Source organism: Sphaerisporangium rhizosphaerae, from assembly GCF_042665155.1.
GTDB lineage: Bacteria > Actinomycetota > Actinomycetes > Streptosporangiales > Streptosporangiaceae > Sphaerisporangium > Sphaerisporangium rhizosphaerae.
Map to the genome: position 1 here is coordinate 22,474 of NZ_JBHTCG010000022.1, position 25,793 is coordinate 48,266.

The following is a 25,793-nucleotide window of genomic DNA, read 5'->3' on the forward strand; positions in this document are numbered from 1 at the left end:
GGACGGAAGATGTCGGAGATGGACCTGAGCGGCCGCGAGGTCCCGCTGGACGCGCTGGAGCCCCTCGACGACGTCGCCGAGGAACTGCGGACCGAGGTCCCCGAGGCCGACGCCATCGAGCAGCACCTCATCATTCGCGGCGAACGGCGCGAGTGGCCGCTCGAGATCCCCTACGACGCCGACCCGGCCGACGCCGCCGACCAGGAGCGCGTCGTGGACCTGGACGACGACGACTATCGCTGATCCCGATTACCCGCGCGTAGGATGTCAACCTCGCACCGGAACCATGATCAGCACCGACCGCCGCGCCGCCAGCGGCCGCGCGGCGGGTGAACCGTCCTCAAGGAGAGACCCGTGACCGCTACCCCGGACGCCAAGCCCCGGGGCACCCGGCTGCCCCGGATGGCCCGTCGCCGCCAGTTGCTGAACGCGGCGCAGGAGGTCTTCGTGGAGAACGGCTACCACGCGGCCGCGATGGACGAGATCGCCGAGCGGGCCGGCGTCAGCAAGCCGGTGCTCTACCAGCACTTCCCGGGCAAGCTCGAGCTCTACCTGGCCCTGCTCGACCTGCACGTCGACGACATGGCCAACCGCTGCCGCGAGGCGCTGGCCTCCACGACCGACAACAAGCAGCGCGTCCAGGCCGCCATCGGGGCGTTCTTCGACTTCGTCTCCAGCCAGGGTGAGGCCTTCCGCCTGGTCTTCGAGTCCGACCTGCGCAACGTCGCGCCGGTGCGCCAGCGCATGGAGCGCTCGCTGCGCGAGAGCGCCGAGATGATCAGCCAGGTGATCCAGGAGGACACCGGCTGCTCCAGCGACGAGGCCCACCTGCTCGGCGTCGGCCTGGTCGGCATGGCCGAGGTGAGCGCCCGCTACTGGCTCGCCAGCCACGGCTCCATCCCCAAGGACGTCGCGACGCAGCTCATGGCCCGCCTTGCCTGGCGGGGCATCGGCGGCTTCCCCCGCACCACCTGAGCCCTCGTCCCGCTGTTCGCCTGCGGCGATCAACGGCCTCCGGCTGTTCGCTTGACGCGATCAACGCCGGTCGCCCGCCCGTCGAAGAGTAACGATGGCACCAGCACATCTTCCCCGCCGACGTCGAAAGGCAGCCCGATGGAAGTCAAGATAGGCGTGCGCTCCGTGCACCGAGAGATCATCGTCGAGACCGAGATGTCCGTCGAAGACGTGGAGCAGGAACTGCGCAACGCCCTGGCGGCCGATCGAGGGGTCTTCTCCCTCACCGACGTCAAGGGCAAGCGCATCGTCGTCCCGGTGTCCGCGCTCGGCTTCGTCGAGATCGGCGGCGACGAGACGCGTCCTGTCGGGTTCGGCGGCACCGTCTGACCGTCCGCTTCGGGGGCGCGTCCCCCGGGGCGCGGGCGGTGAAGCGGGGGCCCGCGCTGAGGCCCCCGGCGACGACCGTCGCGGGCTCTACACGCCCGCGCACTCTTCTCGCGACTGGAGCGAGCAACCACAGGGACGGCGTGCGGGCCGCACCTCGTCCCGCTTGTGACTGACCGCCGGGCAGCCGGCGCTCCCCCTTCGCAACACCGGCCGGGATGTCCAGCGGTTCGGTCCACATCTCATCAGGAAACTGCCGTAGCGGCGCGAGGCCCTCATGTTCGCACGCTACAACCGCTCGGGGCATTCGCGCCCCTCGATCACGGCACCTGTTCCGCCAGAAGTCCGAAACTCCGCGTTCAGGGCCCCGGGACGAGGCCGAGTGCCGACATGCGCCGGCCGTGCTCCTCGGTGAGCCGGGCGAACAACCGCCCGATCTCCACCAGGTCGGTCACCGCTTCGGCCCGTCCGCCGGCGGCCTCGGAGGAGGCGTCGTCCTGGGCCTGCGCGATGGCCGAGACCAGCAGCAGGGCCAGGTCGGGGCGCGCCGCGGCCACCCGGTGGGCCTGGCTGAGCGCCTCGCCGACCATGCGCCGCGCCCACAGCGCGAGCCTGCCGCCCAGCTTGGGGTTGTCCGCCAGGGCCGCGCGCACCCGCTCCACCACGAACTGCGAGCGAACCTCCTCCGCCAGCGCCTCGTCGACGATCTCGCGGGTCTCCTTGTCCACGTGCCGGGCCGCCTCGCGGTAGAAGTCGGCCGCGATGCCGGTGCCGACGTACGCCTTCACCAGCGCCTCCAGCCAGTCGCCCGGCCTGGTCTGCGCGTGCCAGTCGTCCAGCGCCGCCACGAACGGCGCCATGGCGCCCTCGGGGTCCACGCCGAGCGAGGACAGCCGATCGCGCAGGAGCCGGAAGTTGGCGTATTCGGCGGCGGCGAGATCGCTGAGCTCGGCGCGGTCGGTCAGCGTGGGGGCGAGAGTGGCGGCGTCCTCGGCGAGCCTGAGGAACGCGGTCAGCTCGGCGTAGGCGAGGACGCCGAGCAGATCGACCACACCGGCAGGGGAATCACTCATGGATGCAGGGTACGAGTCCCGCCCCGGCCCGTGGGCCCCCGCCCGTGCGCCCCGGCCGCGAACCTTGTCCGCGGAGCCCGTTCTGGGGGGCAGGGGATGGCCTCGAGGCGGGAGAAACCCCTGAAGACACGGCCGTTCGCGATGTCGAACACCAAGAAATCGGCTCACTCTTGTGGTATCGAGTACACTGCTCTGTAAGAGTGCGACCGCAGTATGTCGTCAGGGAGATCATCGCCTGATAGCCCCCACGCGCGTTACGCCGCGGGCGGTCGCCGAGACGAGATGAGGGTTGGCTTTTCCGCGCGGACCCGGCACGAGGTTCCTTCTGCCAGCGGTCCCGGAAGCCCGCCTTCGCAGGAGACTTAGGCAGGCCGAGCTGACCACGTTCCGAGACCTTGGAGTCATACCCGAGATCGCCGATGCCCTGGAGACCGAGGGCATCGTCTCCCCGTTCCCGATTCAAGAGATGGCCCTACCCCTCGCGATCAGCGGGCAGGACGTCATCGGCCAGGCGCGCACCGGCACCGGCAAGACCTACGCCTTCGGCGTGGCGATGCTCCAGCGCGTCGGCAAACCCCGCAAGAACCGCAAGAAGCCCCGCGGCCTGGTGGTCGTGCCCACCCGCGAGCTGGCCCTGCAGGTCACCGAGGACCTCGTGGTCGCCGGCGGCAAGCTCGGCTCCCGCATCCTCACCGTGTACGGCGGACGGGCGTACGAGCCGCAGATCGAGGCGCTCAAGCAGGGCGTGGACGTCGTCGTCGGCACGCCCGGCCGCCTGCTGGACCTGGTGAAGCAGAAGCACCTCGACCTCGGTCAGGTGTCCATGCTGGTCCTGGACGAGGCCGACCGCATGCTCGACCTGGGCTTCCTGCCCGACATCGAGCGCATCATCAAGCTCGTCCCGGCCGAGCGGCAGACCATGCTGTTCTCGGCCACCATGCCGGGCGAGATCGTCCAGCTGTCGCGCCGCTACCTGTCGCGCCCGACCCATGTGCGCGCCGAGAACGCCGACGCCGACAGCGAGGACGTCTCCAAGACGATCCAGTTCGTCTGGCGTACCCACCGCATGGACAAGATCGAGATCGTCGGCCGCATGCTCCAGTGCGAGGGCCATGGCCTGACGATGGTGTTCTGCGAGACCAAGCGCGCCTGCGACATGGTCTCAGAGCAGCTCAAAGAGCGCGGTTTCGCCGCGGCGGCCGTGCACGGCGACCTCGGGCAGGGGCAGCGCGAGCAGGCGCTGCGCGCCTTCCGCAACGGCAAGGTCGACGTCCTGGTCGCCACCGACGTGGCGGCGCGCGGCATCGACATCGACGACGTCACCCACGTCGTCAACTACGACTGCCCGCAGGACGAGAAGACCTACGTGCACCGCATCGGCCGCACCGGCCGGGCCGGGCGCACCGGCGTGGCGGTGACCTTCGTCGAGTGGGAGGAGCTCACCCGCTGGAAGGTCATCAACAACGCCCTCGGCCTCGACTTCGCCGAGCCGGTGGAGACCTACTCGACCTCCCCGCACGTCTACACCGACCTGCACATCCCCGAGGGCACCAAGGGCGTGCTCCCGCGTGCGCAGCGGTCCCGTGCGGGCCTGGAGGCCGAGCAGATCGAGGACCTCGGCGAGACCGGCCGGCACCGCTCGCGCCGCGACCGTGACGATCGCCGTGACCGCGACGACCGCCGCGAGCGCGAGGAGCGCCGCGAACGGCCGGCCCGCAACCGCCAGCGCCGCCGCACCCGCGCCGGCCAGGCGGCGGAGGCGGGGCAGCCCGTGGGCACGGACGCCGGCACGGTGTTCGAGGGCGACATCCTCGCCCCCGAGCCCGCCGATCCGGCCGTTCTCACCGCCCCGGCACCCGTGACCTCACCGGAGCCCGTGCCGTCCACGGCCGTGCAGGCTCCCGAGCCGGTCGCGGTCAGCCAGGCTCCCGAGCCGTCCACGGTCGAGCGGGCTCCCGAGCCGGCCGCCGCGGAGGCGCCGGTCCTCAAGCGCTCCCGCAGGGGCGCGAACAGGGCGGCCCTCACCGAGGCCCTGGCCGAGGTCGCCTCTCCCGTCGTGCGGGACGACGACGCGATCGCGCCCGTCGCCCAGGAGGCGCTGATCGGCGTCGACGAGCTCGACGCGGCGGCGCCTCCCGCGCCCGTCGCGCCCATCGAGCACGAGGCGCCCGTCGCGCGCCCCGAGCCGGAGCGGATCATCCCGCCCTCTCCATTCTCGATCATCTTCCGGTCGCCCGACCTGGCGACCGACGATGACGTGGCCCCCTCCGCGGCCTCCGAGCGCCAGCAGCAGCGCCGCAGGCCGTCCAACCAGCGTCCCCGGAGGGGCTGACCAGGCGGCACATGAAGTTCCGTGGCCTGAGCGGCCGGAACGGCGGGACGCCCTCGGGGGCGGCCCGCCGTTCGAGCGGCGCGCGCTCATCGCGGTGAACCGCCATCTGATCGGGTGAGAGAGTGGAAAGTCAACCAGCAAACCGGCATAGGGCGTTTGACGGTGTCGCGCTGATGGACCGTCAGTATTGTGGGGCCGCGTGAGCACGCCGCGATTCCTGACCCTGCCTCCCGGTGTCCGCGCGCAGCGGATCACGACTCCCGTGGGCACGTTCGCGGCCCTGGAGGCGCTGCCCGTCAGCGGCGTCCCCGAGCGCTGGCCCGCTCTGCTGGTGCCCGGGTACACCGGCAGCAAGGAAGACTTCATCGCGATCTTCCAGACGCTCGCCCAGGCCGGGCGCCGCGTCGTGGCGATCGACATGCGCGGGCAGTACGAGACCGAGGGGCCCGACGATCCGGCCGCCTACACCTGTGAGGCCCTCGGCGAGGACATCGACCACGTCGCCGCGGCCGTCGGCGACGGCGAGCCCGTCCACCTGCTCGGGCACTCCTTCGGCGGCCTGGTCACCCGCGAGGCCGTCATCGGCGGAGCCACGAAGCTCGCCTCGTACACGCTCATGAGCTCGGGCCCGTCCGGCATCACCGGGCCCAGAGAACAGGCGTGCCGCCTCATGCTCCGCGAGCTGCCCGAGGTCGGCCTCGCGCACCTGTGGACGCACCGCCTCGAACCCGAGGCCATCGTCGCCGGCCTGCCCGACGACATTCTCGCCTTCCTGCGCAGGAGGCTGTTCTCCAACTCGCTGACCGGGTTGGTCGCGATGGCCCGGCAGGTGCTCGACACCGCCGACCGGCTGGAGGACCTCCGTGAGGTCGGCCTGGCCACGCTGGTGCTCTACGGCGAGCACGACGACGGCTGGTCCCCCTCGATCCAGTCGGAGATGGCCAAGCGGCTCGACGCCGAATGCGTCGTGGTCCCCGGCGCCCTGCACTCCCCCGCCGTGGAGGCACCCGAGACCACCGCTCACGCCCTGACCCGCTTCTGGAACCACGCCGAACAACATCTCCCCCACACCTGACCTGCGGCGCCACCGGCCGCCGGCCATGCCGGGGGGCGGGGTCAGCCGGATTCGGCGGCCAGGCCGTCCCAGGGCTGGTGCGGGGAGCCGGCCGCCTGACCTTCGGGGCAGTGGCGCCGGTAGTCGCACCACGAGCAGACCGGGCCGGGACGCGGCGGGAAGCCGGCGTCGATCTGCGGCGGCACGGTGACGGGCCCGCCGGCCGGGACGGCCCTCGGCGCGCCGGCCGAACCCGCACCGGCCGTCCTCGCACCGGCGGACCATTCGCGGTAGCGCTCGTCGGCCTCGGAGGCCTCCGTGGCGATGTCCTCGGCGCGGCTCAGGTGCCGGCCGAGCGACTCGCCGGTGTGCTCCCACGCGAGGACCTCGCCGGTCGGCACGTGGTGCAGCTCGACCTTGTGGCACGGGCGGTGCAGGACGCGCGAGGACGCAACGGCGTAGATGGCCAGCGCGAGCGACGAGCGCGCGTCGTCCTCGGTCAGCGGGCGCCGGCCGGTCTTGTAGTCGACGATGACCAGCTCGTCGCCGCGCCGGTCGATGCGGTCGACCCGCCCGGACACCGCGATCACCGCCGTGCGCGTGGCCACGGTCCGCTCGACGCCGACCGGCTCGTCCGCCGGATCGAGCGTGCTGGTGTAGCCCGACACCATGGCCCTGGCGCGGTCGCGCCACAGCGTGGACTGCTCCTGGTCGCGAAAACCCTCGGTGATCCAGCCCTTGGTGAGCAGGATCCCCGCCATGGCGGGGGTCCTGCGCTCGTACGGCTCGCGCCACCAGCCGGCCAGGGCGTTGTGGACCGAGGCGCCGACGCTGTTGTGCGCCCATGGCGGCCCCTTCGGCGGGGCCGGCCGGTCGAGGTAGGTGAAGCGGTAGCGACGGGGGCAGTCGAGCCAGGTGTTCAGCCTCGACGGCGTGCAGGAGTACAGCCGTCGCGGCATGCCTTCCAGGCCGAGTTGCTGCACGTCACTCGTCGAAGCTCAGCTTGATCCCCGACACGCGCGTGCCGTCGGCCAGCGGCCCCTCGGCCACGGCCTCGTCATCGTCGTCGGCCGCTCCCGTGCGGGTGAGCGACCCGGCCAGCCAGTCGTCGAAGTGCGGCTCCTGCTCGCCGATGGTGGTCTCTTCGCCGTGCGCGGGCAGCACCCGCGTGTCCGGCGGCAGCGTGAACAGCCGCTCGCCGATGGCGGTGAGCTGGTCGGCCAGGGCGGGATACTCCCCGCCCAGCTTGCCGGGGCCGTCGGCCAGCAGGGTCTTGCCGGTGAAGACCACCCCGAGCGCCTCGACGTACAGCGAGACGCCGCCCTGCGTGACGCCGGGCGTGGCCATGACCTCCAGCTCGACATCGGCGACGCCGAAGATGCCCTCGTCCTCCATGTCGATGTCGGGGTAGGTCTCCGCCCAGGTCTCACGCCAGAGCTGGCGGTCCTTGCGGTTGAGCGCCACGACCGCCTCGTCGCGCGCCGCCACCTCGATGGCCCCGCCCACGTGGTCGGGCAGGCCGTGGGTGCAGACGACGGCGAGGATCTCGCGGTCGCCCACGTTGGAGAGGATCGTCTCCGCGTCGCGCGCGGGGTCGATGACGATGACTTCCTCGTCGTCACCCACGATCCAGGTGTTGTTCTCGACCTTGTGCTCGGCGCCGTCGATCGTCACGACGCCTTCGGTCACCACTCGCTCGATACGCGCTGTCACGGCCACGACCTTACCGAACACTCGTGCCCGTCTCGATATTTACCGGGGACGCATTGTCGCCGATCGGCTCCGGCGCGCCCGTCCCCCCGCCGGGGACGGCCGTGGAGCCTCGCGGAGGGGGTCACGGCTCCTCGCCCAGCCGGGGCGAGAAGGCCCCGTAGGGCAGGTCGAGTTCCTGGTCGTGCTCGCGGAGGTCACGCAGCGAGAGCTGGGCCAGGGCGACCAGGCACCCCGCCTCGGCCGGCCAGCCGATCACCCACAGCCAGTCGCCCATCGCCTCGCCGACATAGACGGCGCGGTCGGGCCGCCCCTCGACCCACCACAGCGCCGTGGGGTGCCCGTGCGCCTCGACCTTGGCGTTGGGCGGCCCCGCGTCGAAGCCGGGACCCGGGTCGGGGCCGTCCAGGCCGGCGAAGGCGGCGCCGAGTCCCATGCCGGGCTCCTCCGCGACGATGATCAGGTCGGCGGGCCCGTGGGTGACCGAGGGACCCGAGCAGACCACCACGCCCGCGCGGGCGCCCGTGCGCTCGTCGCCGGCGTCGCCGAAGCCGGTCACCAGCCAGTTCGGCGGCAGCGGCCACGGCAGCCAGAAGGGGACCGCGGATTCCTTGCGGATCGCCTCCAGCGCCTCACTGGAGGGACGCCGGGTGTGGAAGGGCAGTACGGCGCCGTGCACGCCGCAACGCCAAGCGCTTGACCATGCGCTTGGCGGCCGTAGCGTGCCGAAACACCGAGGGCAGGTGGGCGCGGCTCTCACAGTTACCCACGGTGCTTCCGCCGGCGCGGGTAAGTCAAGGGCCATCCCGTTATCGCGGCGTAATCTTGGCACATGCGGGAGAGGTGCGTTGGCGGAGTCGTGCTCGACGGCGCGGGCCGGTTGCTTCTCGTCCGGCGCGGGCGGCCGCCGGGCAAGGGGCTGTGGTCACTGCCCGGCGGCCGGGTGGAGTCGGGCGAGTCGGACGAATCGGCGCTGCGGCGCGAGCTGCTGGAGGAGACGGGGCTCACGGTGTCGGTCGGCGGGCTCGCGGGCACCGTGGAGCGCCCGGGTCCCGGCGGGGTGGTGTACGAGATCCACGACTACTTCGCCACCGCCGGGGCGGGGACGCCGCACGCGGGCGACGACGCCGCCGCGGTGGGCTGGTTCGCCCCGGACGAGCTCGCCGGTCTCCCTCTCACCTCGGGCCTCCTCGAGGTCCTGACCACCTGGCGCGTCCTCCCCGCCGCATCCGGCGCGTGAGCCGGGGTCCCGGGGCGGGCGGGCCACGGTCCTCGGCGGACGCGCCACCTCCCCGGGCGGACAGGACACGGTCCCGGGCGTGCGGGCCACGGTCCCGGGCGTGCGGGCCATGGTCCCGGGCGGGCCGGACGGGAGGTCAGCGGCTGAAGGAGGTGCGCCACAAGGTGAGGTGGTCGGAGGTGTAGGTCGTCGAGCGGCCGACGGCCACGACGCGGTCGCCGTCGACGGCGATGGCGCCGAGCCACTGGGCGCCGTCCCCGGTCATGCCGTCGCCGGTCAGCGTGTGCCGCTGCCAGTCTGTGCCGTCCTGCGACGTCCAGACCGCGCTGTCCTCGGTGGCCGGCGGCCCGTAGGAGCCGACGGCCACCAGCCCGTCACCGGATGCCGCGACATCGAGCACGGTCGCCGTCGCGTCGGCAGGCAGCCAGGAGTACGACCAGGTCACACCGTCGTCGGTCGAGACGGCCGCGAACGGCCGCTCCACACCCTTGTCGTCGGTCGCGCCGCCCACCGCCACGATGCGCTGATCGTGCACCACGACCCTGCGCAGGCTCGCCGAGCGGGCCCCCTCGGGGATCACCCGCTTGCGCGCCGTCCAGTTCAGCCCGTCACGCGACGACCAGACCACCCCGGACGTGCGGCCCGCCGCGCCCGACCCGCCGACCGCGAGGTAGCCGTCTCCCGTGGCGACGATGTCCTCGACACGCACGTCGGCGCCGCCCGCCGGGAGGCTCTGCGGCGCGGCCCGCGAGAAGCGCTTGAGATCGGGCGAGAACCACAGGGCGGCCACCACGCCGCCGGGACCGCTGTCGTCACCGGCCAGGACGTAGCCCTTCCGCCCGGCCGCGACCACGCGCGGGACCACGGCGTACCGCCCGGAGGCCCCGAGCGCGGGCGACTCGGGGCCCGCGCGCCAGGTTCTGCCGTCGCCGGAGGTGGCGAGCAGCGGACGGACGAACGCCGAGTCGGCGGTCGTGCTGCCCACCGCGAGCCAGCCGTGGGGGCCGTGGACGACGTCGTTGAACGCCTGCCGGCCCGCCCCTCCCAGTGCGGGCGAGGCGACCGGCTTCCAGCTCTGCCCGGTCGCGCTGGTCCAGATGCCGGCGTCCCCCTTGACCGAGCCGACCGCGACGAACGACTCCCCGGCGGTGACCAGCGCGGTGGTCTCGCGAGCCGAGCGGGTGAGCCCGCTGATCTGCGCGAGCGGCACCGGGGCGGCCGGCTCGCCCTTGCCGGCCATCATCAGCACCGGCAGGTTGTCCAGGCCACCGGACCGCTGGTCGCCGGCCGCCACCAGCGTGCCCGCGTCGGTGATCGCCAGGCCCCGCAGGGTGCCGGGGATCTGGCCGAGATCGGTGCTCTCGGTCCAGCTCTCGCCGTCGGTGCTGGTGAACACGGCGTACCTCTCCCAGCCCGACTCGGCGACCGCCGCGACGCCCGCCGCGGAGGAGGCCAGGCCGCGCACGCCGGTCGCCTCGCGCCCGAGCCCGCCGATCACCCCGCACTGGCGCCACTCGTCCCCGAGCTCGGAACAGTAGACCCGCACCTCGCCCGCGCCGGACTTCTGCAGGGTCGGGACCAGCAGGAACCCCTTGCCGGTCACCGCGAGCGCGCCGGGCTCCGGGCGGACGCCGGGCAGCGCGGCGGCGGTGCGCAGCCAGGTCCTGCCGCCGTCGGGGGAGCGCAGGATGACCGAGGTCGTGTCGCCCTTGCCCGGGTCGGCGAGCGCCACGACGGCGTCCCCCCTGGCCACGACGGCGCGGATGGCGCGCACCTTGTCGGTGGCGCCGATCTCGCCGGTGTCGACGCGGCTCCAGGCGAGCCCGTCCGGCGAGACCCAGGCCACCGGGCCGCTGCCGCCGTCCGTCAAGGTCGTGGAGCCGACGGCCACGAAGCCGCCGGCGGTGCGCGCCAGGTCGGTGATCCGGTCGCCGCTCCAGAAGGCCGACAGCCGGGAGGGGTCGACGGCCGTCCACGAACGCCCGTCGGTGCTGGTCCACATGCCCCTGACCCCGGCCGCGCCGGGCACCTCGGTGCCCGCGGCGAGCCAACGGCCCTCTCCGCCGGTGACCAGGCCGGCCGACCCGGCGGGCTGGTAGCCGGTGGCGCCGCTCACCCGGCCGAGCTGCCAGGTCCTGCCGCGGTCGGAGGAGACCAGGAACAGCGGCCTCGGCACCGGGCTGGTGGTGTCGCTGCCGACCGCGACGACGGTCGAGCCGACGGAGGTGACGGCGTTGAGCACCTGGCTGGAGCCGTTGCCGCTGACGCCCGGCGGGGCCACGAACGCCTGGTCGCCCGAGCCGCCGTCGCCCGCGGCCAGCCGCAGCCCTGAACTGGCCGGGGAGTTCACCCAGTTGACGATCACCAGTCCGAGGCCGGCCGCCGCGAGCAGCACGACGACCACGAAGATCGGGGTCAGCAGGCCGCGTCCCCGGCCACGCCACCGGGGGCGGCGGGTCGGGCGCGGAGTCCGGGGGGCGGGCTGGTCGCGGTGGTGGCGGCCGCGCCCGCCGCGCGGCCGGGGCGGGCCGGAGGCGACCAGGACGTCGGGCGGCACCGTCCGTCCCTCGGGAGGCCGGCCGATGCGCTCCTCGGGCTGCGCGCCGAACGCCGGGACGTCGTGAGCCCCGTGGCCGGCCGGGTAGGGGTCACCCGCCGTGGCGGCCTCATCGGAGAGATCGCCGGAAGCGTGGGAGTCGTCGTAGGCCGCGTACGGATCCCCCTGCGCGGACAACCCGCCGGTCGCGTACCGATCCCTCCCGGACGCGTCGCCGGTCGCGTACGGATCCCGCGGGAACGGGTCACCGGGCGCGTACGGGTCGCTCTCGGACGCGTCGCCGACCGCGTACGGGTCGTGCGGGAACGGGTCACCGGGCGCGTACGGGTCGCTCTGCTGGGGCGCGCCTGGGGACGAGGCGCCGTGGGAGCGCGATCGGCGCGGGGCGCGGGGCTCGTCCTCGGGTTCGGCCGGGATGCTGGGCTCGACCCGGATCTCCGGCAGGTCCCGCGAGATCCCCTGCGCCGGCGGCCCGCCGGACGGTGTGCGCGGGGGCCCGGAGGCGACCAGCTTGTCCGGCCGGTCGACGATGCGGCGCGGCGGCCAGGCCGGCTCGTCCTGCGCCCGCGCCACCTCGTGCTCGTACTCCGCCGGAGCACCGTAGTCGGGCTCCGGCGGAGTGCCGTAGTCGGACTCGGCCGGAGCGCCGTAGTCGGAGCGGGCGCGATGGTCGCGCTGGGCGCCGTACCCGGGTTCGGCGCTGTACTCGGGATGGGCGTCGTAGTCGTACTGGGGGGTGTGCTCGGACGGGACGCCGCGCGGGGAGGGGGCCTCGGGGGCCCAGGCGGAGGAGGTCTCCACCGGCGGCTCCGGCGACGCCCGGCCGGCGCTGTGGCGCGGCTCGGCGGCTCCGCCCCCGTACGGCCGCGCGTAGGGATGGCGGCCCGCCGAGGACGGCCTGGACGCCTCGGCGCGCTCGTCGTCATCCTCCGCCGGGGGCCGCTCGTCCGGGGTCGGCGCGCCGAAGGGCGGAAGGGCCCATGGGGAGTCCAGGGGCAGGCCGCGCGAAGGCGAGTCGGACGGCCCCGGCGGGGAGTGGTGCAGAACGTGGGGAGAAGTCCGGGCCTGGCGGGGCCTGGAAGGGTGTGGCGTGACGTCGCGGTCGGCGTCGTCGTCCGCCGGCCGCCATGACGAGCGCGGGTCGTGGGGGCCCGAGACCACGCTCAGCACCTCCTCGTCGGCAGGCTACCCCGGCGTTCGGTCCGCATATTGGGACCGTTCCACCGGACTCCAGCGCATCCGTCGCCCGTGCAACGGATCACGTGCGATCGTACCGATACCCAAACCCTGCCCGTTGATCACATAACGGGACAGAACCATGGCCGCTGCTCGCCCTCGCCGGCACCGCGCACCTCCCTGGGGCCGACCACCGGCCCGCACATCTTTAGGGCAACACGCCGAGGGGCATTCTGGCGAGACCTCTCTAGTCAGATTTATCGAGCGACAGCCTGAATTGCCCGCTTTTGGGCGATTATTACGACGACAACCGCGAAAAAGGTCAACTGGACCAGGGTGCCGGAAAGGGCCTGCCATGGCACCGCGCCCTGCCGCATCGCGCCCTCCAGTTCGCCCGCGGCCGCGGCCGGCAGGAAGCTCAGGACGTTGTTGACCACGTGCAGCGCGATGGGCGCCTCCAGGCCGCCCGTGCGCACCGCCAGCCAGCCCATCAGCACACCGAAGCTGAACACGTCCAGAATGCCCCAGTCGGTGTAGGCGTGCAGCGAGGTGAACAGGGCCGCGCCCAGCAGGATGCCCGGCCACGGCGTCCGCACGTACGCGCCGAAGGCCTGGATCACCCAGCCCCGGAACATGTACTCCTCGGCCGCGGCCTGGAAGGGCACCAGCAGGAGGATGACCACGAGCCCGGGCAGGAAGCGGCCCCACCCGGCCCAGCCGAACAGGGCGCCGATGTCCTCCCCGGTCACGGCGTAGGTGGCGATCATGGCGGCCTGTCCGAGGATCAGCGCCCCGAAGGCCACCCCGACGCACAGCAGCAGCCACCGCCAGCGCAGCCGCCCGGCCACCGACGAGAGCGTCCCCGGCCGCCGGCGCTGGACCAGCCACGCGGTGAGGAACACCACCGGCAGGACCACCGCGATCGACAGCAGCAGGACGGCCAGCTCGAACACCGGCTGCCCGAAGAGCCGGTCGTCCGACATGAGAACGGGGACGCCGGTGAACTCGGCGACGACCACTCCGACGAAGATCACGACCAGGCCCGCGCCCATGAAGGCGATGGCGATGATGGCCGTCCCCACGATCGGGCGCCACCAGCGGTGGGCCGCGTTACGCGCCAGGTGGTCATAGCGCGCGCCACAGTACGGCGGGACGGCCCACGGAGCCGGCTCCGGCGGCCCCTGCCACGCCTGCGGGCCGCCGTCCACAGGACCGCCCTCGCCTGACGCGCCGGACGCATGCGCCAGCGCGTTCTGGGCCGGTGTGTCCTGGGCGGGGGCCGGGCCGTTCCCGGGCGCGGGGTGCCGGTGGGGCGGCCGGTCGGCGGGCGGATGCTCCTGGCCCGTGGACCCGGAATCCGGCTGTGGCTGGTGCGCCTGTGACGGGTCGTGCATATACGTCATTGTCCTCGCACCCTCTCACCGCCCGGCGGTCGCCCGGCGCTCTGGGAGAACCTCTCGATCCTGGCAACCGTTGTGCGCATTTCTTCATAGACGCCGCCGTGCCCAGGATCGATGCTGCATGCGACAACCCGACATCCTTCAGGAGTAGATCATGAAAAGGCCAGGGCCATTTCACACGCTCGGCGCGGGGGTGGTCCTCGCCCTCGGGATCGGCGTCCTGAGCGCGCAGACCATGCCGCGCACCGACAGCGCCTCCGCCTCCTCCGCCTCCGCCGGCGCCCCGGTCGCCAAGGCGACCACCTCGGTCGCTCCGGAGCCCGGCGAGACGGCCGCCGCGACCGCGTCCGCCTCTCCCTCGGCCGAGCCCGCCGACCCCACCCCCAAGCGTGCCGAGTACGCGGGCGTCGCCCAGGGCAACGGCGGGCTGGTGGCGGTCTCGATCAAGAACGGCAAGGCGGTCGCCTACTTCTGCGACGGCCGCATCGAGTCGTGGCTCAAGGGCACCGCCGAGAACAACACGCTCACCCTGACGGGCAAGGGCGGCTCGCTGATCACCGCGGCGCTCGGCGGCGGTAAGGCCCAGGGCAGGCTCCAGGTCGGCAAGACCAAGTGGCGCTTCTCCGCCCCGCTCGTGAAGAAGCCGTCGGGCCTGTACCGCGCGACCGCGGTCGTCCGCGGCGCCAAGGTCGTCGGCGGCTGGATCGTCCTGCCCGGCGGCCGCCAGGTAGGCCTGGTGGACGTCGGCGACGCGGCGCAGGCCGCTCCGAGGCTCACCCCCGGCTCCCCGGTGACCGTCGGCGGCACGCGACTGATCCCCGAGGACACCGACGCCTTCATCGACACCCTCTGACGCCACCACCCCCCGACGACCCCGGATCCGGCCGGACTCCCGACGGCCGCCGATTCCGACCAGCCCTACCGGGACGACCCGCGCGTTCGTACGACCGCCGGTCGTCGCCGGGACAGACGATCTCCCTCACGACAAGGAACGCCCGCCATGACCGTCCCCGATCTTCCTCCCGTTCAGCGGCAGGACCCGCCCGTGCGGGTTTCCGTCTCCGCTCCCTACCTCGTCCCCCTCATCGTCGGCGGACTGGTGGCCGTCGCCCTCGGCGTCTACGGGCGCGCGCACACCCCGACCGGATACGCCGTGGGCCTGGCCGGCTTCTCCGGCGCCCAGGCCATGAAGTCGTGGCTGGCGACCGCCGCGTTCGTGCTCGCGATCGTCCAACTGGTCTCGGCGCTCGCGATGTACGGCAGGATCCCCGGCCTGCGGGCCCCGTCCTGGACGGGCACGCTGCACCGGTGGTCGGGCCGCGCGGCCTTCCTGGTGTCGGTGCCGGTGGCCTTCCACTGCCTGTACGCCCTGGGCGCGCAGTTCGACGTGCCGCGGGTGCTGGTCCACTCGCTGCTGGGCTCGTTCTTCTACGGGGTGTTCGTCGCCAAGATGCTCTCGCTGCCCAAGCGCGACCTGCCCGGCTGGACGCTGCCCCTGCTCGGCGGGCTGGCCTTCGCCGCGCTGACCGGCCTCTGGCTGACCTCGTCGTTCTGGTTCTTCACGACGTTCGGCGTGACGTTCTGAGCCGGCGCCGCGCGGTCAGGAGGCGGGGGGCTCGAACGCCTTGGTGCGGGGAAGACCGGCGGCGCGGCCCTTGGCGGCGATGACCAGGGCCATCTTGCGGGAGGCCTCGTCGATCATCTCGTCGCCGAGCATCACCGCGCCGCGGCGGTCCACCGTCGTGGCGTGCTCGTAGGCGTCGAGGATCAGCTCGGCGTGGTCGTAGTCCTCCTGTGAGGGGGAGAAGACCTCGTTGGCCGCTTCTATCTGCGTCGGGTGGAGCACCCATTTGCCGTCGAAGCCGAGCGCCGCCGACCTGCGGGCGGCCAGGCCGAACCCGTCGAGGTCCTTGATCTGCAGGTACGGGCCGTCGATGGCCTGCAGGTCGAAGGTACGCGCGGCCATCAGGATGCGCATCAGCACATAGTGGTAGGCGTCGCCCTCGGTGTATCCGGGGGGCTGCCGCCCGACGACCAAACTCCTCATGTTGATCGAGGCCATGAAGTCGGCCGGGCCGAACACGAGCGTCTCGAGGCGCGGCGAGGAGGCGGCGATGGCGTCGACGTTGACCAGGCCGCGGGCGCTCTCGATCTGCGCCTCGACGCCGATGCGCCCGACCGGCAGCCCGGCCGCCTTCTCGATCTGGGTGAGCAGCAGGTCGAGCCAGGCGACCTGGACGGCGTCCTCGACCTTGGGCAGCATCAGGCAGTCGAGCACGTCTCCGGCGCCCTCGACGACGTCGATCACGTCGCGGTAGGTCCACGCGGTGGACAGGTCGTTCACCCGCACGACCCTCGTCCTGCCCGACCAGTCGCCCTCGCGGAGGGCCTGGACGACGTTCTTGCGGGCCTGCTCCTTGGCCTGCGGCGCGACGGAGTCCTCCAGGTCGAGGAAGACCTCGTCGGCGGGCAGGCCCTGCGCCTTCGCAAGGAAACGCGTGTTGCTGCCGGGCACGGCGAGGCACGAACGACGTGAACGCATGCGCACACGCTAGCCTCCCGGCCTCCTCGGCCCGCTGTGGGCCGGTCACAAAGGGGGGGACCCGTTGTTGGCACGGATCCTGTACCGATTTCCGAGTGTTTGTACGGACAATGTCGTACATAGCCTCGGTAAGGGAGATAGTCATGGCTTCTGATGCCTCTGCGGCGCTTCGGCCCGCCGTCCTGTCCGATCTCATCCCCGGAAAGCTGGTTCGGGATGTCGTGCTGGTCGTGGGGGCGGCGGGTCTGACCGGGCTCGCGGCGCAGGTCAGCATCCCGCTGCCGGGCACCCCCGTGCCGTTGACGCTGCAGACCTTCGCCGTCCTGCTGGCGGGCGCGGCGCTCGGCCTGCCCCGCGCCTTCCTCGGCATGTCGCTGTACTTGCTGATCGGCCAGCTCGGGGTGCCGTGGTTCGCCTCTTCGGGCGGCAACGCCACGCTGGGGTACGTCGTCGGCTTCATCCTCGCGGCCTCGGTCGTCGGCGCGCTCGCCGGCCGGGGAGGCGACCGCACCCCGGTGCGCACCCTCGCGACGATGACGCTCGGCACGGTGCTCATCTACGCCGTCGGCCTGCCGTGGCTGATGGTGGCCACCGGGATGGACTTCCCTGCCGCCTTCGCCGCCGGTGTGGTGCCGTTCCTGATCGGCGACGCGATCAAGGTCCTGGCGGCCGCGGGCCTGCTCCCCGCGGCCTGGAAGCTCGCCGGCCGCTGAGCCGGCGAGCCACATGAGCCGCTGAGCCACACGAGCCGCTGAGCTCTGTGAGCCCGCCCAGCCGCCCAGCCGCCGAGCCGTTGAGCCGGCGGTCTCCTCGGGCGCCCGCGCGATCGCGGGCGCCCGGGGTGTGGGACGGCACGGGACCCCGGCCGTAGATTGCGAGGTATGAGTCTCTCGCTGATCGAAGAGGGCGCCAAGAAGTCGGGCGTCCTGTGGGTCTCGCTGGCGGGCCGCGACCGGCTGGCGTGGCACGTCTGGCACGACGGCGCGATCTACCTGGTCACCGGCGGCGGGGAGCAGGCGCTTCCCGGCCTCGCCGAGTCCTCGCGCGTCCGGGTGACGCTGCGCAGCAAGGACAACGGGGCCGAGCTGGTCTCCTTCGAGGCCGACGTCACTCCGGTCGATCAGTCGGCGCCGTCGGAGACCGAGGCCGGAGCGCTGGCGGCCCTGGTCAAGGAACGGCTCAACGCCTCGGACGCGACGGGGCTGGCGGGCCGGTGGGCGGCCTCGGGCGCCTCGATCGTGCGGCTGACGCCCGACGTGGCGGTCTGAGCCAGCAGCGCCCCGCCGAGGACGATCGCGCCGCCGATGATCTGCGCGGCGCCGAGCCGCTCGGCGAGCAGCGCCCACGCGATCACCGCGCCCGCGACCACCTCCAGGGACGACACGGTCGACCCGATGGCGGCCGACAGGCGCCGCACGGCGGTGACGCCGGTGACGTAGGCCAGGACGGTCGCGACGACGATGAGCCAGAGCGCGGCGGCGAGCACGGGGATGGTGCGGCCGTTGACGGTGACGCTCGTCCCGAAGGCGCTCCAGGGCACCTCCCAGGGCCGGGCGAGCGGCGCGAGCACCAGCGCGGCGCCGGCCATGCCCCAGGCGATGAGCCCGAGCGGGTCGACGTCGTCGCCGTAGCCGTCGCTCATCAGGAAGTACCCGGCGCAGCACGCCGAGGCGATCAGGCCGAGCAGCAGGCCGAGGCCGTCCAGGGCCATCCCGTGCCAGACCTCCACCACGACGCCGAGGCCGGCGAGGACGACCACCGCCCCCGCGTAGGCGGCGCGCGGCAGCCGCACGCGGCGGACCAGCCGCACCCAGCAGACGACCAGAACGGGCGAGGCGTACTCCAGGAGCAGCACCACGCCGACCGGCAGCCGGGTGATGGCCAGGAAGAACAGCGCCTGCACCCCGGCGACGGCGATCAGCGCGTAGGCGGTGAAGAAGCCGCGACGCCCCTTGGGGACGCGCAGCGCCCGCGGCCGGAAGACGGCGAGGATCGCGGCCAGCAGCAGCGCGGCGCCCGCCATGCGCACCCACACCGCCTGCAGGGGCGTCAGGCCGCCCAGGCCGACGAGTTTCGCCATCGAGCCGGAGAACCCGAAGCACGTGGCCGACCCGACCGCTATGGCGAGCACTCCGCCTCTCATACGCCACCGTCCTGTAATGACCGTCAGATACTTTTGATCCTGTCACATGGCGTCCGGCGGGATCAAGGCGCGACCGTAGGTTGAGACGGCTTTTACGGGGGCCGGGCGCGGCGCGCGTGCCGCGACCTCGTACGCTGCGGTAGGTGAGGATCTTCGTCGCCCGGCTGGCCGGCACCCCGGTGTTCGACCCCGCGGGCGACCAGATCGGCCGGGCCAGGGACGTCGTGGTGGCCATGCGCCCTAACGACGCGCCCCGCGTGCACGGCCTGGTCGTCGAGGTGCAGCCACGCCGCCGGGTGTTCCTGCCGATCACCCGGGTTCGCAGCATCGAGGCCGACGCCGTGATCTTCACCGGCACCATCAACCTGCGGCGCTTCGAGAAGCACTCCACCGAGTCCCTGGCCATCGGCGAACTGCTCGACCTGTCGGTCGACCTCGCCGGCGAGAAGGTCACCGTGCTCGACCTGGCCATGGAGCAGAGCAGGACCGGCGAGTGGCTCATCACCAAGGTCGCGGTGCTGCGCGGCGCGGCGGGCCGCGGACTGCGGCGGCGGCGCGGCGAGACGCTGGTCGTGGGCTGGTCGGACGTCACCGGGTTCGGCGTGGCGCAGGCCGACCAGGGCGCGGCCGGCCTGCTGGCCGCCTTCGAGGAGACCCGCCCCGCCGACCTGGCCAACGCCCTGCGCCACCTGCCCGACAAGCGGCGCGCGGAGATCGCCTCGGCGCTGGAGGACGAGCGGCTCGCCGACGTGCTGGAGGAGCTGCCCGAGCGCGACCAGATCGGCATCCTCAGCCGGCTGGACGCCGAGCGCGCGGCGGACGTGCTGGCCGCCATGGACCCCGACGACGCGGCCGACCTGCTGCAGGACCTGCCGGCCGCGGAGGCGGAGGCGCTGCTGGCCCGCATGGAGCCCCGCGAGGCGGCCCCGGTCCGGCGCCTGCTGACCTACGCCGAGAACACCGCCGGCGGCATGATGACCAGCACGCCGATCGTGCTGCCGCCGCACGCGACGATCGCCGAGGCGCTCGCCGAGCTGCGCCGCCAGGACATCACCCCCGCCGTCGCCGCGCAGGTCTACGTCGCCCGGCCGCCGAGCGAGACCCCGACCGGCAAGTTCCTGGGCGTGGCGCACTTCCAGCGGCTCCTGCGCGAGCCGCCGTCCTCGCTCGTGGGCGGCGCGATCGACAGCAGCATCGACCCCATCAGGCCGCACCTGTCCCTGCCCGGGGTGACGTCCTACCTGGCGACCTACAACCTGGTGGCGGCCCCGGTGGTCGACGAGCTGGGCCGGCTGGTGGGCGCCGTCACGGTCGACGACGTGCTGGACCACCTGCTGCCGCCGGACTGGCGCGAGCGCGACGAACGCGAGCCGAACGGGGACGGCCTCCCCGGGACGACCGGCGGCCCGGCGCGGGAGGTGGGCGGTGGCGGTTAACCGGCTGGACCAGCCCCGCGAGATCCGCCGCACCATCCGCCCGCACTACGACCCCGAGGCGTTCGGCCGCCTGTCGGAGCAGATCGCCCGCTTCCTAGGCACGGCCCGGTTCCTGGTCTACATGACCGGGTTCATCGCCGTGTGGGTGCTCTGGAACGCCCTGGCCCCGGGGAACCTGGCGTTCGACCCCTACCCGTTCATCTTCCTGACGCTGATCCTGTCGCTGCAGGCGTCGTACGCGGCCCCGCTGATCCTGCTGGCGCAGAACCGCCAGGCCGACCGCGACCGTGTGCAGGGCGAGCAGGACCGGTTGGCGGGCGAGCGCAACCAGGCCGAGGTGGAGTACCTGACCCGGGAGATCGCCGGGCTGCGCCTGGCGCTGGGCGAGCTGGCGACCCGCGACTACATCAGGGGCGAGCTGGAACACCTGCGGGAGGACATCCTCCAGTCCCCGGCCCGTCCCGACGGCGCCGGCGGCGCTCAGCGGGAGTAGGCGCTCCGCGGGAGTGGTGCACGCGCGCGACCGCGTCGCGTCGCGGAGCCGGTCGGTGTGCGCCACGAGCCGTGCTCCCCGGCCCCGCCGGCCGCCGCGGGGACCCGCTCCCGCGCGAGTGATCTCCGTCACCATGGACGTCGCGCGGTCGTCCCGGAAGGCCGCGTGAAGCCGCCGCGGCTTCCTCGCCGATCACTCCCATCCGTTACGGGAGAGGCGGAGTTCGTCGGATCGGCCCTGGGTTCGTAGCATGGATCCATGGCACCCACCCCAGATTTGGTGACGGCCGCCCTGGCGACGGTCAACGACCCGGAGATCCGCCGGCCGATCACCGACCTCGGCATGGTCAAGAGCGTCGATATCTCCCCCGACGGGGTGGTGCGGGTCGGCGTCTACCTCACCGTCGCCGGCTGCCCGATGCGCGACACGATCACCCGTGACGTCACCGCCGCCGTCTCCAAGGTCGAGGGCGTCAGCGGCGTCCAGGTCGAGCTGGACGTCATGAGCGCCGAGCAGCGCAAGACCCTGCAGACGAGCCTGCGCGGCAACCGGGGCCCCGAGAAGGAGATCCCCTTCGCCAAGCCCGGCTCGCTCACCCGCGTCTTCGCCGTCGCCAGCGGCAAGGGCGGGGTCGGCAAGTCGTCGGTCACCGTCAACCTGGCCGCGGCGATGGCGTCCTCGGGCCTGAAGGTCGGCGTCGTGGACGCCGACATCTACGGGCACTCCGTCCCCCGCATGCTCGGCGTGAGCGACCGGCCGACCAAGGTCGAAGACATGATCATGCCGCCGGTGGCCCACGACATCAAGGTCATCTCGGTCGGCATGTTCAAGCCCCCGGGCAACAGCCCGGTGGTGTGGCGCGGCCCGATGCTCGACCGCGCGCTCCACCAGTTCCTCGCGGACGTCTACTGGGGTGACCTGGACGTGCTGCTGATGGACCTTCCCCCGGGCACCGGCGACATCGCGATCTCGGTGGCGCAGCGCATGCCCGGCGCCGAGATCCTGGTCGTGACCACCCCGCAGCAGGCCGCGGCCGAGGTCGCCGAGCGCGCCGGGTCCATCGCCTCGCAGACCCACCAGCAGATCGCCGGCGTCATCGAGAACATGGCGTGGCTGCCCTGCCCCCACTGCGACGAGCGCATCGCGGTGTTCGGCGAGGGCGGCGGCCAGGCCGTCGCCGACGGCCTCACCCGCACCCTCGGCACGCGCGTCCCGCTGCTCGGCCAGGTGCCGATCGACCTGCGCCTGCGCGAGGGCGGCGACGAGGGCAAGCCGCTCGTGCTCACCGACCCCGACTCCCCCGCCGCCACCGAGCTGCGGCGCATCGCCGATGGCCTGAGCAGGCGGTCCAGCAGCCTGAAGGGCCTGCAACTGGGCCTGTCCCCGTCCGGCCGCTGAGCGCCCCGCCCTTCCGGCCGCTCGGCGACCGGGAGGGCCCGTCCTACGACGGACACGCGAAAGGGCCGCCCCCGGTCTCGGGGGCGGCCCTTCGGCATGTCGTGCGGCTCGGACCGGCCTCGCCGGCGCGGCGGCCTCGGACGCCACCCGGCCGGATGGCCCGGCGTCACGGGCTCAGGCGACCTCGGCGCACGGGCTCAGGTGGCCTCCGCGTCGCGGCTCAGGTGGCCTCGGCGTCGTACGGGGGGATCTCGCCGTAACCGAGCTCGTCGCCGGCCGTGGTGGCGTACACGTCGGCCGTGCCGCCGTAGGCGTCGGTGTACGGCTCGCTCTGGCCGGGGGTGTGGTCCGCGGCCGGCCGGTTCCAGTCGTCCTCGAGATCTTGGAGCAGGTGCTTCCTGACGAAGTTCTTCGGATGCAGGTCGGTCGGGTCGAAGTTGGCGAACTCGGGACCGAGGTTCTCCTGCAGGTCGCTCTTGGCGTTGTTGGCCATCTGGCGGATCTGCCGCAGCGTGCGGCCCGCCTGGGCGGCGGCCTGGGGCAGCTTCTCGGGCCCGAAGACGAGAAGGGCGATGACCACGAGTGCCAAGACCTCAGGCCAGCCGAGTCCGAACACGGTGATCTCCTACGCTTTCCTACGCCCACGCCTGGCGTCGGCCGGGTTCGTCCGACGGCGACATGGTTCTTCCCAGAGTAATGCGTGACCCGGCATGGGGCGCAATGAGCCGGCGCCGATCAGGACGGCTGCGGCGTCGGGACGGGCACGGCGTCGATGGTCACGGTGGTGGTGCGCTCGCCGCCGTTCCGCTGGTACTTGATGGTGACCTTGTCGCCGGGCGCCTTGCTGCGGATGGTGACGATCAGCTCCGACGGCTGGGTCACCGGGGTGTCGTCGACCGAGAGGATGACGTCGCCGGGCTTGAGCCCCGCCTTGTCGGCCGGGCCGCCGGGGGTGACCGGCTGCTGGCCGCCCTGCGGAGTGGCGGCGATGCGGACGCCCTCGCCGGTGTAGTTCTCGTCGATCGAGACGCCGATGCGGGACTTCTTGGCCGTGCCGGTGGTGACGAGCTCTTCGGCGATGCGCCGGACGTGGTTGACCGGGATGGAGAACCCGAGCCCGATGCTGCCGCTCTGCCCGCCGAGGGAGGAGTTGCCGAGCGTCGCGATGGCCGAGTTGACGCCGATCACCTCGCCCGCGGCGTTGACCAGCGGGCCGCCCGAGTTGCCGGGGTTGATCGCCGCGTCGGTCTGGATGGCGTTGATGAACGACGACTCCGAGCCGCTCTCGCCGCCGGCGGTGACCGGGCGGTTGAGGGAGCTGACGATGCCGGTGGTGACCGTGCCGGACAGCCCGAGGGGCGAGCCGATCGCGATGACGGGGTCGCCCACGACGACCCGGTCGGAGTTGCCCAGGAAGATCTCGGGGGCGCCGAAGGTGTCGGCCGGCCTGACCACCGCGATGTCGGAGCTCGGGTCGCGCCCGACGATCGTGCCCGTCGTGGACTTCTTGTTGTTGAAGGTCACCTTGATGGTGCCGGTCTGGGCCGCGGCGGCCACCACGTGGTTGTTGGTGACGATGTACCCGCCCTTGATCAGGAAGCCCGAGCCGGTGCCCGCCTCGCTGTTGCCCCGCACCTCGAGGGAGACGACGCTCGGCAGGACCTTCGAGGCCACGCCGGCCACGGAGTCGGGAGGACGGTTGACGACCACGCCGCTCGGCGTGCCGAGGCTGTAGGAGGGGTTGATGCCCGAGCCGCCGGACCGGGTGAGCAGGTAGGTGCCGAGGCTGCCGAGAATCGAGGCGACCAGCGCGATGACGACGGCGAGGGTCGCCACCACGCCGGTGCGCGGGCGGCGCGAGCCGCAGCCGCCGGTCTCGGCCGGCGGCGCGCCGGGCGGCGGCAGCCAGCCGGGGCCCATGCCGTAGGCGCCGCGCGGCGGCGGGGGCGGCGGCGCGCCGTACAAGCCGCCGGGGCCGCCGAAGCCCGCGGGGCCTCCCGGGCCTCCCGGCGAGGGCGGCAGCGGGCCGCCGGCGGGGTTGCCCCACCCGGAGGCGGAGTCCTCACCGGGCCGCCTGCCCTCGGCGGCGAAGGGGATCAGTCCGGTGGCGTCACCGGAGTGCGGGGCCGGACGGTGGCCCTCGGCCCCGAACGCCATGGTGCCGCCCTCGGCGGTGAACGGGTCGCGCGCCGGGGCGCCGGGCTCGGCGGCGAACGGATCGCGCCCCTGCGCCCCGTACTGGGCGGTGGAGACCTCACGCCCCTGGCCGGAGTGCTCACCCGCGAAAGGGTCGCGCCCCGGCTCGCCGGACGGCCAGGCGTCGGACGCGGGCAGGAACTCGGGCCTGACCCGCATGCCGCCGCCTGGAGACTCCGATGTCGAGCCATCCCCGGACCGCTGGGGTGGAGTGGCCACGTCCCCGCTGTCGAAGGTACGTGTCTCGTCGGTCATCGAAGGCTCACTCCCGAGGCCGGTCTACGTGGCTACGACAGATTGTCGCTCGGACCGCATACGAGCGCCGTAAACGCCCTGACGGGTCCCTCCGATCGTATGCCCGCCCCGGCCGTGACGTAGACCGGACGGCTCGCTGACCGGCCTCTGGAGCCACTACAGCGCCGGGAGCGGCCCGCACGGGACCGGCTCCCGGCCTGACGGCGCGGCCCCGCGCGGGCCGGGCGTCAGGGCTGGCCGGTGGGCGTGACGCCCCTTCCGGGCACGACCTGGCCGGCCGGCGCGGTCGCCCGGTGCTGGTTGGCGAACATCTCCACCGGCGGCGTCGGCGGCCGGTTGTTCACGCCGCCCACCATGAACAAGGTGCCGAGTGCGACGGCCGCCGAGGCGACGCCGACCGCGACGTACCCGGCGCGGCGGCCGCCCGCCTGCCGTCCCGGCCCCGAGAAGCCGCCGCGGCGGCCCGGCCGGTTGTCGGCCGGTGCGCCGTTCAGCGAGTACGACGGAGTGGGAAAGGGACGCACGCGCGGCGGGACGGGGCCCCCCGGCTCGGACATCCGCAGCAGGGACATGGTGAGGTCCGCCGGCACGGCGGGCGGTTCGAGTGACCTGAGACGGCTCTTGAGCGCCCGCATGGCGTCCAGCTCCGCGCGGCAGTCCGCGCAGAACGTCAGGTGCGCCAGGGCGCGCTCGCGCTCGGCGTGGCCGAGCTCTCCGTCGATCAGCGCTGAGGCGCGCTCTCCGAGATGGCTCATGCTCCCTCCCTGCTGACGGTCGGGGGGAGTTCGTCGCGACGGGGCGCACGGTGCTCGAGCGCCTCGCGCAACTGGCTGCGACCGCGATGGATCCGGCTGCGGACGGTGCCCAGCTTCACGCCGAGCGTCGCCGCGATCTCCTCATAGGACAGGCCTTCGATGTCGCAGAGCACCACCGCGGCGCGGAACTCCGGCTGCAGCGAGTCGAGCGCCGCCTGGATGTCCGGTTCGAGCTGGGCGTCGTCGTACACCTGCGCCGGGGACGGCTCGCGGCCGCGCAGACGCTCCCCCGCGTCGTCGCCGAGCCCCTCGAAGCGGATGCGCTGCCTGCGCCGCGCCATGTCGAGGAACAGGTTCGTCGTGATGCGGTGCAGCCAGCCCTCGAAGGTGCCCGGCGTGTAGCTCGACAGCGACCTGAACACCCGGACGAAGACCTCCTGGGTGAGGTCCTCGGCGTCGTGGACGTTGCCGGTCAGCCGGTAGGCGAGGCGATAGACGCGCGCCGAATGGGCGCGGACGACCTCCTCCCATGTGGGAGGCGTCCAACCTCCGTCGGGTAGCCGGGGATCGCTCCCCGGCGACGCACTGTCGGGAGTATCGGCCTGGTGGTTGTCCTCCACCAGCACTCCTCTCTCCGGGACCACCGCTACAGCCATAGTGCCTGCTTTCGTCCCTTCCTGCGTACCCACCGG

Annotated in this window: 24 protein-coding genes; 12 read left to right on the forward strand and 12 right to left on the reverse strand. The window is 73.1% G+C overall.

The features are described 5' to 3' along the window. The first annotated feature begins 9 nt into the window (after positions 1–9). From ACFQSB_RS26935 to ACFQSB_RS26945, 3 genes are all read left to right on the forward strand, one after another. On the forward strand, positions 10–243 hold the full coding sequence (locus ACFQSB_RS26935) for a hypothetical protein (RefSeq protein ID WP_354840469.1): 234 nt from the start codon (positions 10–12) through the stop codon (positions 241–243). Between the two features lie 111 nt (positions 244–354). Continuing rightward, a complete protein-coding gene (locus ACFQSB_RS26940) occupies positions 355–975 on the forward strand; it encodes a TetR/AcrR family transcriptional regulator (protein WP_214412694.1) in 621 nt (206 codons plus the stop codon). 138 nt (positions 976–1,113) lie between these two features. Beyond that, positions 1,114–1,344 carry a DUF3107 domain-containing protein gene (locus tag ACFQSB_RS26945; RefSeq protein ID WP_354840466.1) on the forward strand — a complete coding sequence of 77 codons (231 nt, stop codon included), beginning with the start codon at positions 1,114–1,116 and terminating at the stop codon, positions 1,342–1,344. 356 nt (positions 1,345–1,700) lie between these two features. On the opposite strand, the gene ACFQSB_RS26950 is transcribed toward ACFQSB_RS26945, so the two are convergent. Further along, a complete protein-coding gene (locus ACFQSB_RS26950; protein ID WP_380829725.1) occupies positions 1,701–2,414 on the reverse strand; it encodes a ferritin-like fold-containing protein in 714 nt (237 codons plus the stop codon). A 466-nt stretch (positions 2,415–2,880) separates the two neighbouring features. Between ACFQSB_RS26950 and ACFQSB_RS26955 the strand changes: the two genes are divergently transcribed. After that, positions 2,881–4,746 carry a DEAD/DEAH box helicase gene (locus tag ACFQSB_RS26955; protein WP_380829726.1) on the forward strand — a complete coding sequence of 622 codons (1,866 nt, stop codon included), beginning with the start codon at positions 2,881–2,883 and terminating at the stop codon, positions 4,744–4,746. 199 nt (positions 4,747–4,945) lie between these two features. Further along, positions 4,946–5,821, forward strand: a complete 876-nt coding sequence (locus tag ACFQSB_RS26960) for an alpha/beta fold hydrolase (RefSeq protein WP_354840458.1) — start codon at positions 4,946–4,948, stop codon at positions 5,819–5,821. A 41-nt stretch (positions 5,822–5,862) separates the two neighbouring features. Here the strand turns inward: ACFQSB_RS26960 and ACFQSB_RS26965 are convergent, their stop codons facing one another. The 3 genes from ACFQSB_RS26965 to ACFQSB_RS26975 all read right to left on the reverse strand — a co-directional run bounded on the left by ACFQSB_RS26965 (position 5,863) and on the right by ACFQSB_RS26975 (position 8,315). After that, positions 5,863–6,783, reverse strand: coding sequence for a RecB family exonuclease (locus ACFQSB_RS26965; RefSeq protein ID WP_380829727.1), 921 nt, complete (start codon positions 6,781–6,783; stop codon positions 5,863–5,865). A 1-nt stretch (position 6,784) separates the two neighbouring features. After that, positions 6,785–7,513, reverse strand: a complete 729-nt coding sequence (locus tag ACFQSB_RS26970; RefSeq protein ID WP_354840454.1) for an MBL fold metallo-hydrolase — start codon at positions 7,511–7,513, stop codon at positions 6,785–6,787. Positions 7,514–7,634: 121 nt separating this feature from the next. Continuing rightward, positions 7,635–8,315, reverse strand: coding sequence for a DUF6758 family protein (locus ACFQSB_RS26975; protein ID WP_354840451.1), 681 nt, complete (start codon positions 8,313–8,315; stop codon positions 7,635–7,637). Between the two features lie 27 nt (positions 8,316–8,342). Here ACFQSB_RS26975 and ACFQSB_RS26980 point away from each other — a divergent pair, with 27 nt between their 5' ends. Further along, positions 8,343–8,750, forward strand: coding sequence for an NUDIX hydrolase (locus tag ACFQSB_RS26980; RefSeq protein WP_380829728.1), 408 nt, complete (start codon positions 8,343–8,345; stop codon positions 8,748–8,750). Between the two features lie 136 nt (positions 8,751–8,886). Here the strand turns inward: ACFQSB_RS26980 and ACFQSB_RS26985 are convergent, their stop codons facing one another. Further along, positions 8,887–12,468, reverse strand: coding sequence for a hypothetical protein (locus ACFQSB_RS26985; protein ID WP_380829729.1), 3,582 nt, complete (start codon positions 12,466–12,468; stop codon positions 8,887–8,889). Positions 12,469–12,740: 272 nt separating this feature from the next. Beyond that, positions 12,741–13,877, reverse strand: coding sequence for a CPBP family intramembrane glutamic endopeptidase (locus tag ACFQSB_RS26990; protein WP_380829731.1), 1,137 nt, complete (start codon positions 13,875–13,877; stop codon positions 12,741–12,743). Positions 13,878–14,037: 160 nt separating this feature from the next. On the opposite strand from ACFQSB_RS26990, the gene ACFQSB_RS26995 reads away from it, so the two are divergent. Together ACFQSB_RS26995 and ACFQSB_RS27000 are read left to right on the forward strand one after the other, a co-directional pair. Beyond that, a complete protein-coding gene (locus ACFQSB_RS26995; RefSeq protein ID WP_380829732.1) occupies positions 14,038–14,736 on the forward strand; it encodes a hypothetical protein in 699 nt (232 codons plus the stop codon). Between the two features lie 147 nt (positions 14,737–14,883). Then, positions 14,884–15,468, forward strand: a complete 585-nt coding sequence (locus ACFQSB_RS27000; protein WP_354840437.1) for a DUF6529 family protein — start codon at positions 14,884–14,886, stop codon at positions 15,466–15,468. Between the two features lie 15 nt (positions 15,469–15,483). On the opposite strand, the gene ACFQSB_RS27005 is transcribed toward ACFQSB_RS27000, so the two are convergent. Next, entirely contained in the window at positions 15,484–16,425 is a 942-nt protein-coding gene (locus ACFQSB_RS27005; protein WP_380829733.1) for an HpcH/HpaI aldolase/citrate lyase family protein, read from the reverse strand. Positions 16,426–16,568: 143 nt separating this feature from the next. Here ACFQSB_RS27005 and ACFQSB_RS27010 point away from each other — a divergent pair, with 143 nt between their 5' ends. Further along, complete coding sequence (locus ACFQSB_RS27010) at positions 16,569–17,138, forward strand: biotin transporter BioY (protein WP_380829734.1); 570 nt, start codon at positions 16,569–16,571, stop codon at positions 17,136–17,138. Between the two features lie 407 nt (positions 17,139–17,545). On the opposite strand, the gene ACFQSB_RS27015 is transcribed toward ACFQSB_RS27010, so the two are convergent. Further along, a complete protein-coding gene (locus ACFQSB_RS27015; RefSeq protein ID WP_380829736.1) occupies positions 17,546–18,568 on the reverse strand; it encodes an EamA family transporter in 1,023 nt (340 codons plus the stop codon). Positions 18,569–18,711: 143 nt separating this feature from the next. Between ACFQSB_RS27015 and ACFQSB_RS27020 the strand changes: the two genes are divergently transcribed. From ACFQSB_RS27020 to ACFQSB_RS27030, 3 genes are all read left to right on the forward strand, one after another. Continuing rightward, positions 18,712–20,004, forward strand: a complete 1,293-nt coding sequence (locus ACFQSB_RS27020; protein ID WP_380829737.1) for a magnesium transporter MgtE N-terminal domain-containing protein — start codon at positions 18,712–18,714, stop codon at positions 20,002–20,004. After that, positions 19,994–20,497, forward strand: a complete 504-nt coding sequence (locus ACFQSB_RS27025; protein WP_380829738.1) for a DUF1003 domain-containing protein — start codon at positions 19,994–19,996, stop codon at positions 20,495–20,497. Before ACFQSB_RS27020 ends, ACFQSB_RS27025 begins: the two co-directional genes overlap by 11 nt. Before the next feature lie 258 nt (positions 20,498–20,755). After that, positions 20,756–21,895: an Mrp/NBP35 family ATP-binding protein gene (locus tag ACFQSB_RS27030; protein WP_354840420.1), complete on the forward strand. Its 1,140-nt coding sequence runs from the start codon at positions 20,756–20,758 to the stop codon at positions 21,893–21,895. Between the two features lie 220 nt (positions 21,896–22,115). Here the strand turns inward: ACFQSB_RS27030 and ACFQSB_RS27035 are convergent, their stop codons facing one another. From ACFQSB_RS27035 to sigE, 4 genes are all read right to left on the reverse strand, one after another. Further along, complete coding sequence (locus ACFQSB_RS27035) at positions 22,116–22,511, reverse strand: sec-independent translocase (RefSeq protein ID WP_354840417.1); 396 nt, start codon at positions 22,509–22,511, stop codon at positions 22,116–22,118. 119 nt (positions 22,512–22,630) lie between these two features. Continuing rightward, positions 22,631–24,346: a S1C family serine protease gene (locus ACFQSB_RS27040; protein ID WP_380829739.1), complete on the reverse strand. Its 1,716-nt coding sequence runs from the start codon at positions 24,344–24,346 to the stop codon at positions 22,631–22,633. Between the two features lie 227 nt (positions 24,347–24,573). After that, positions 24,574–25,101 (reverse strand): anti-sigma factor family protein, encoded by a 528-nt coding sequence (locus tag ACFQSB_RS27045; RefSeq protein WP_380829740.1) that lies wholly within the window; start codon positions 25,099–25,101, stop codon positions 24,574–24,576. After that, positions 25,098–25,757 carry an RNA polymerase sigma factor SigE gene (gene sigE, locus ACFQSB_RS27050; protein WP_354840408.1) on the reverse strand — a complete coding sequence of 220 codons (660 nt, stop codon included), beginning with the start codon at positions 25,755–25,757 and terminating at the stop codon, positions 25,098–25,100. Before sigE ends, ACFQSB_RS27045 begins: the two co-directional genes overlap by 4 nt. Positions 25,758–25,793: the final 36 nt, after the last annotated feature.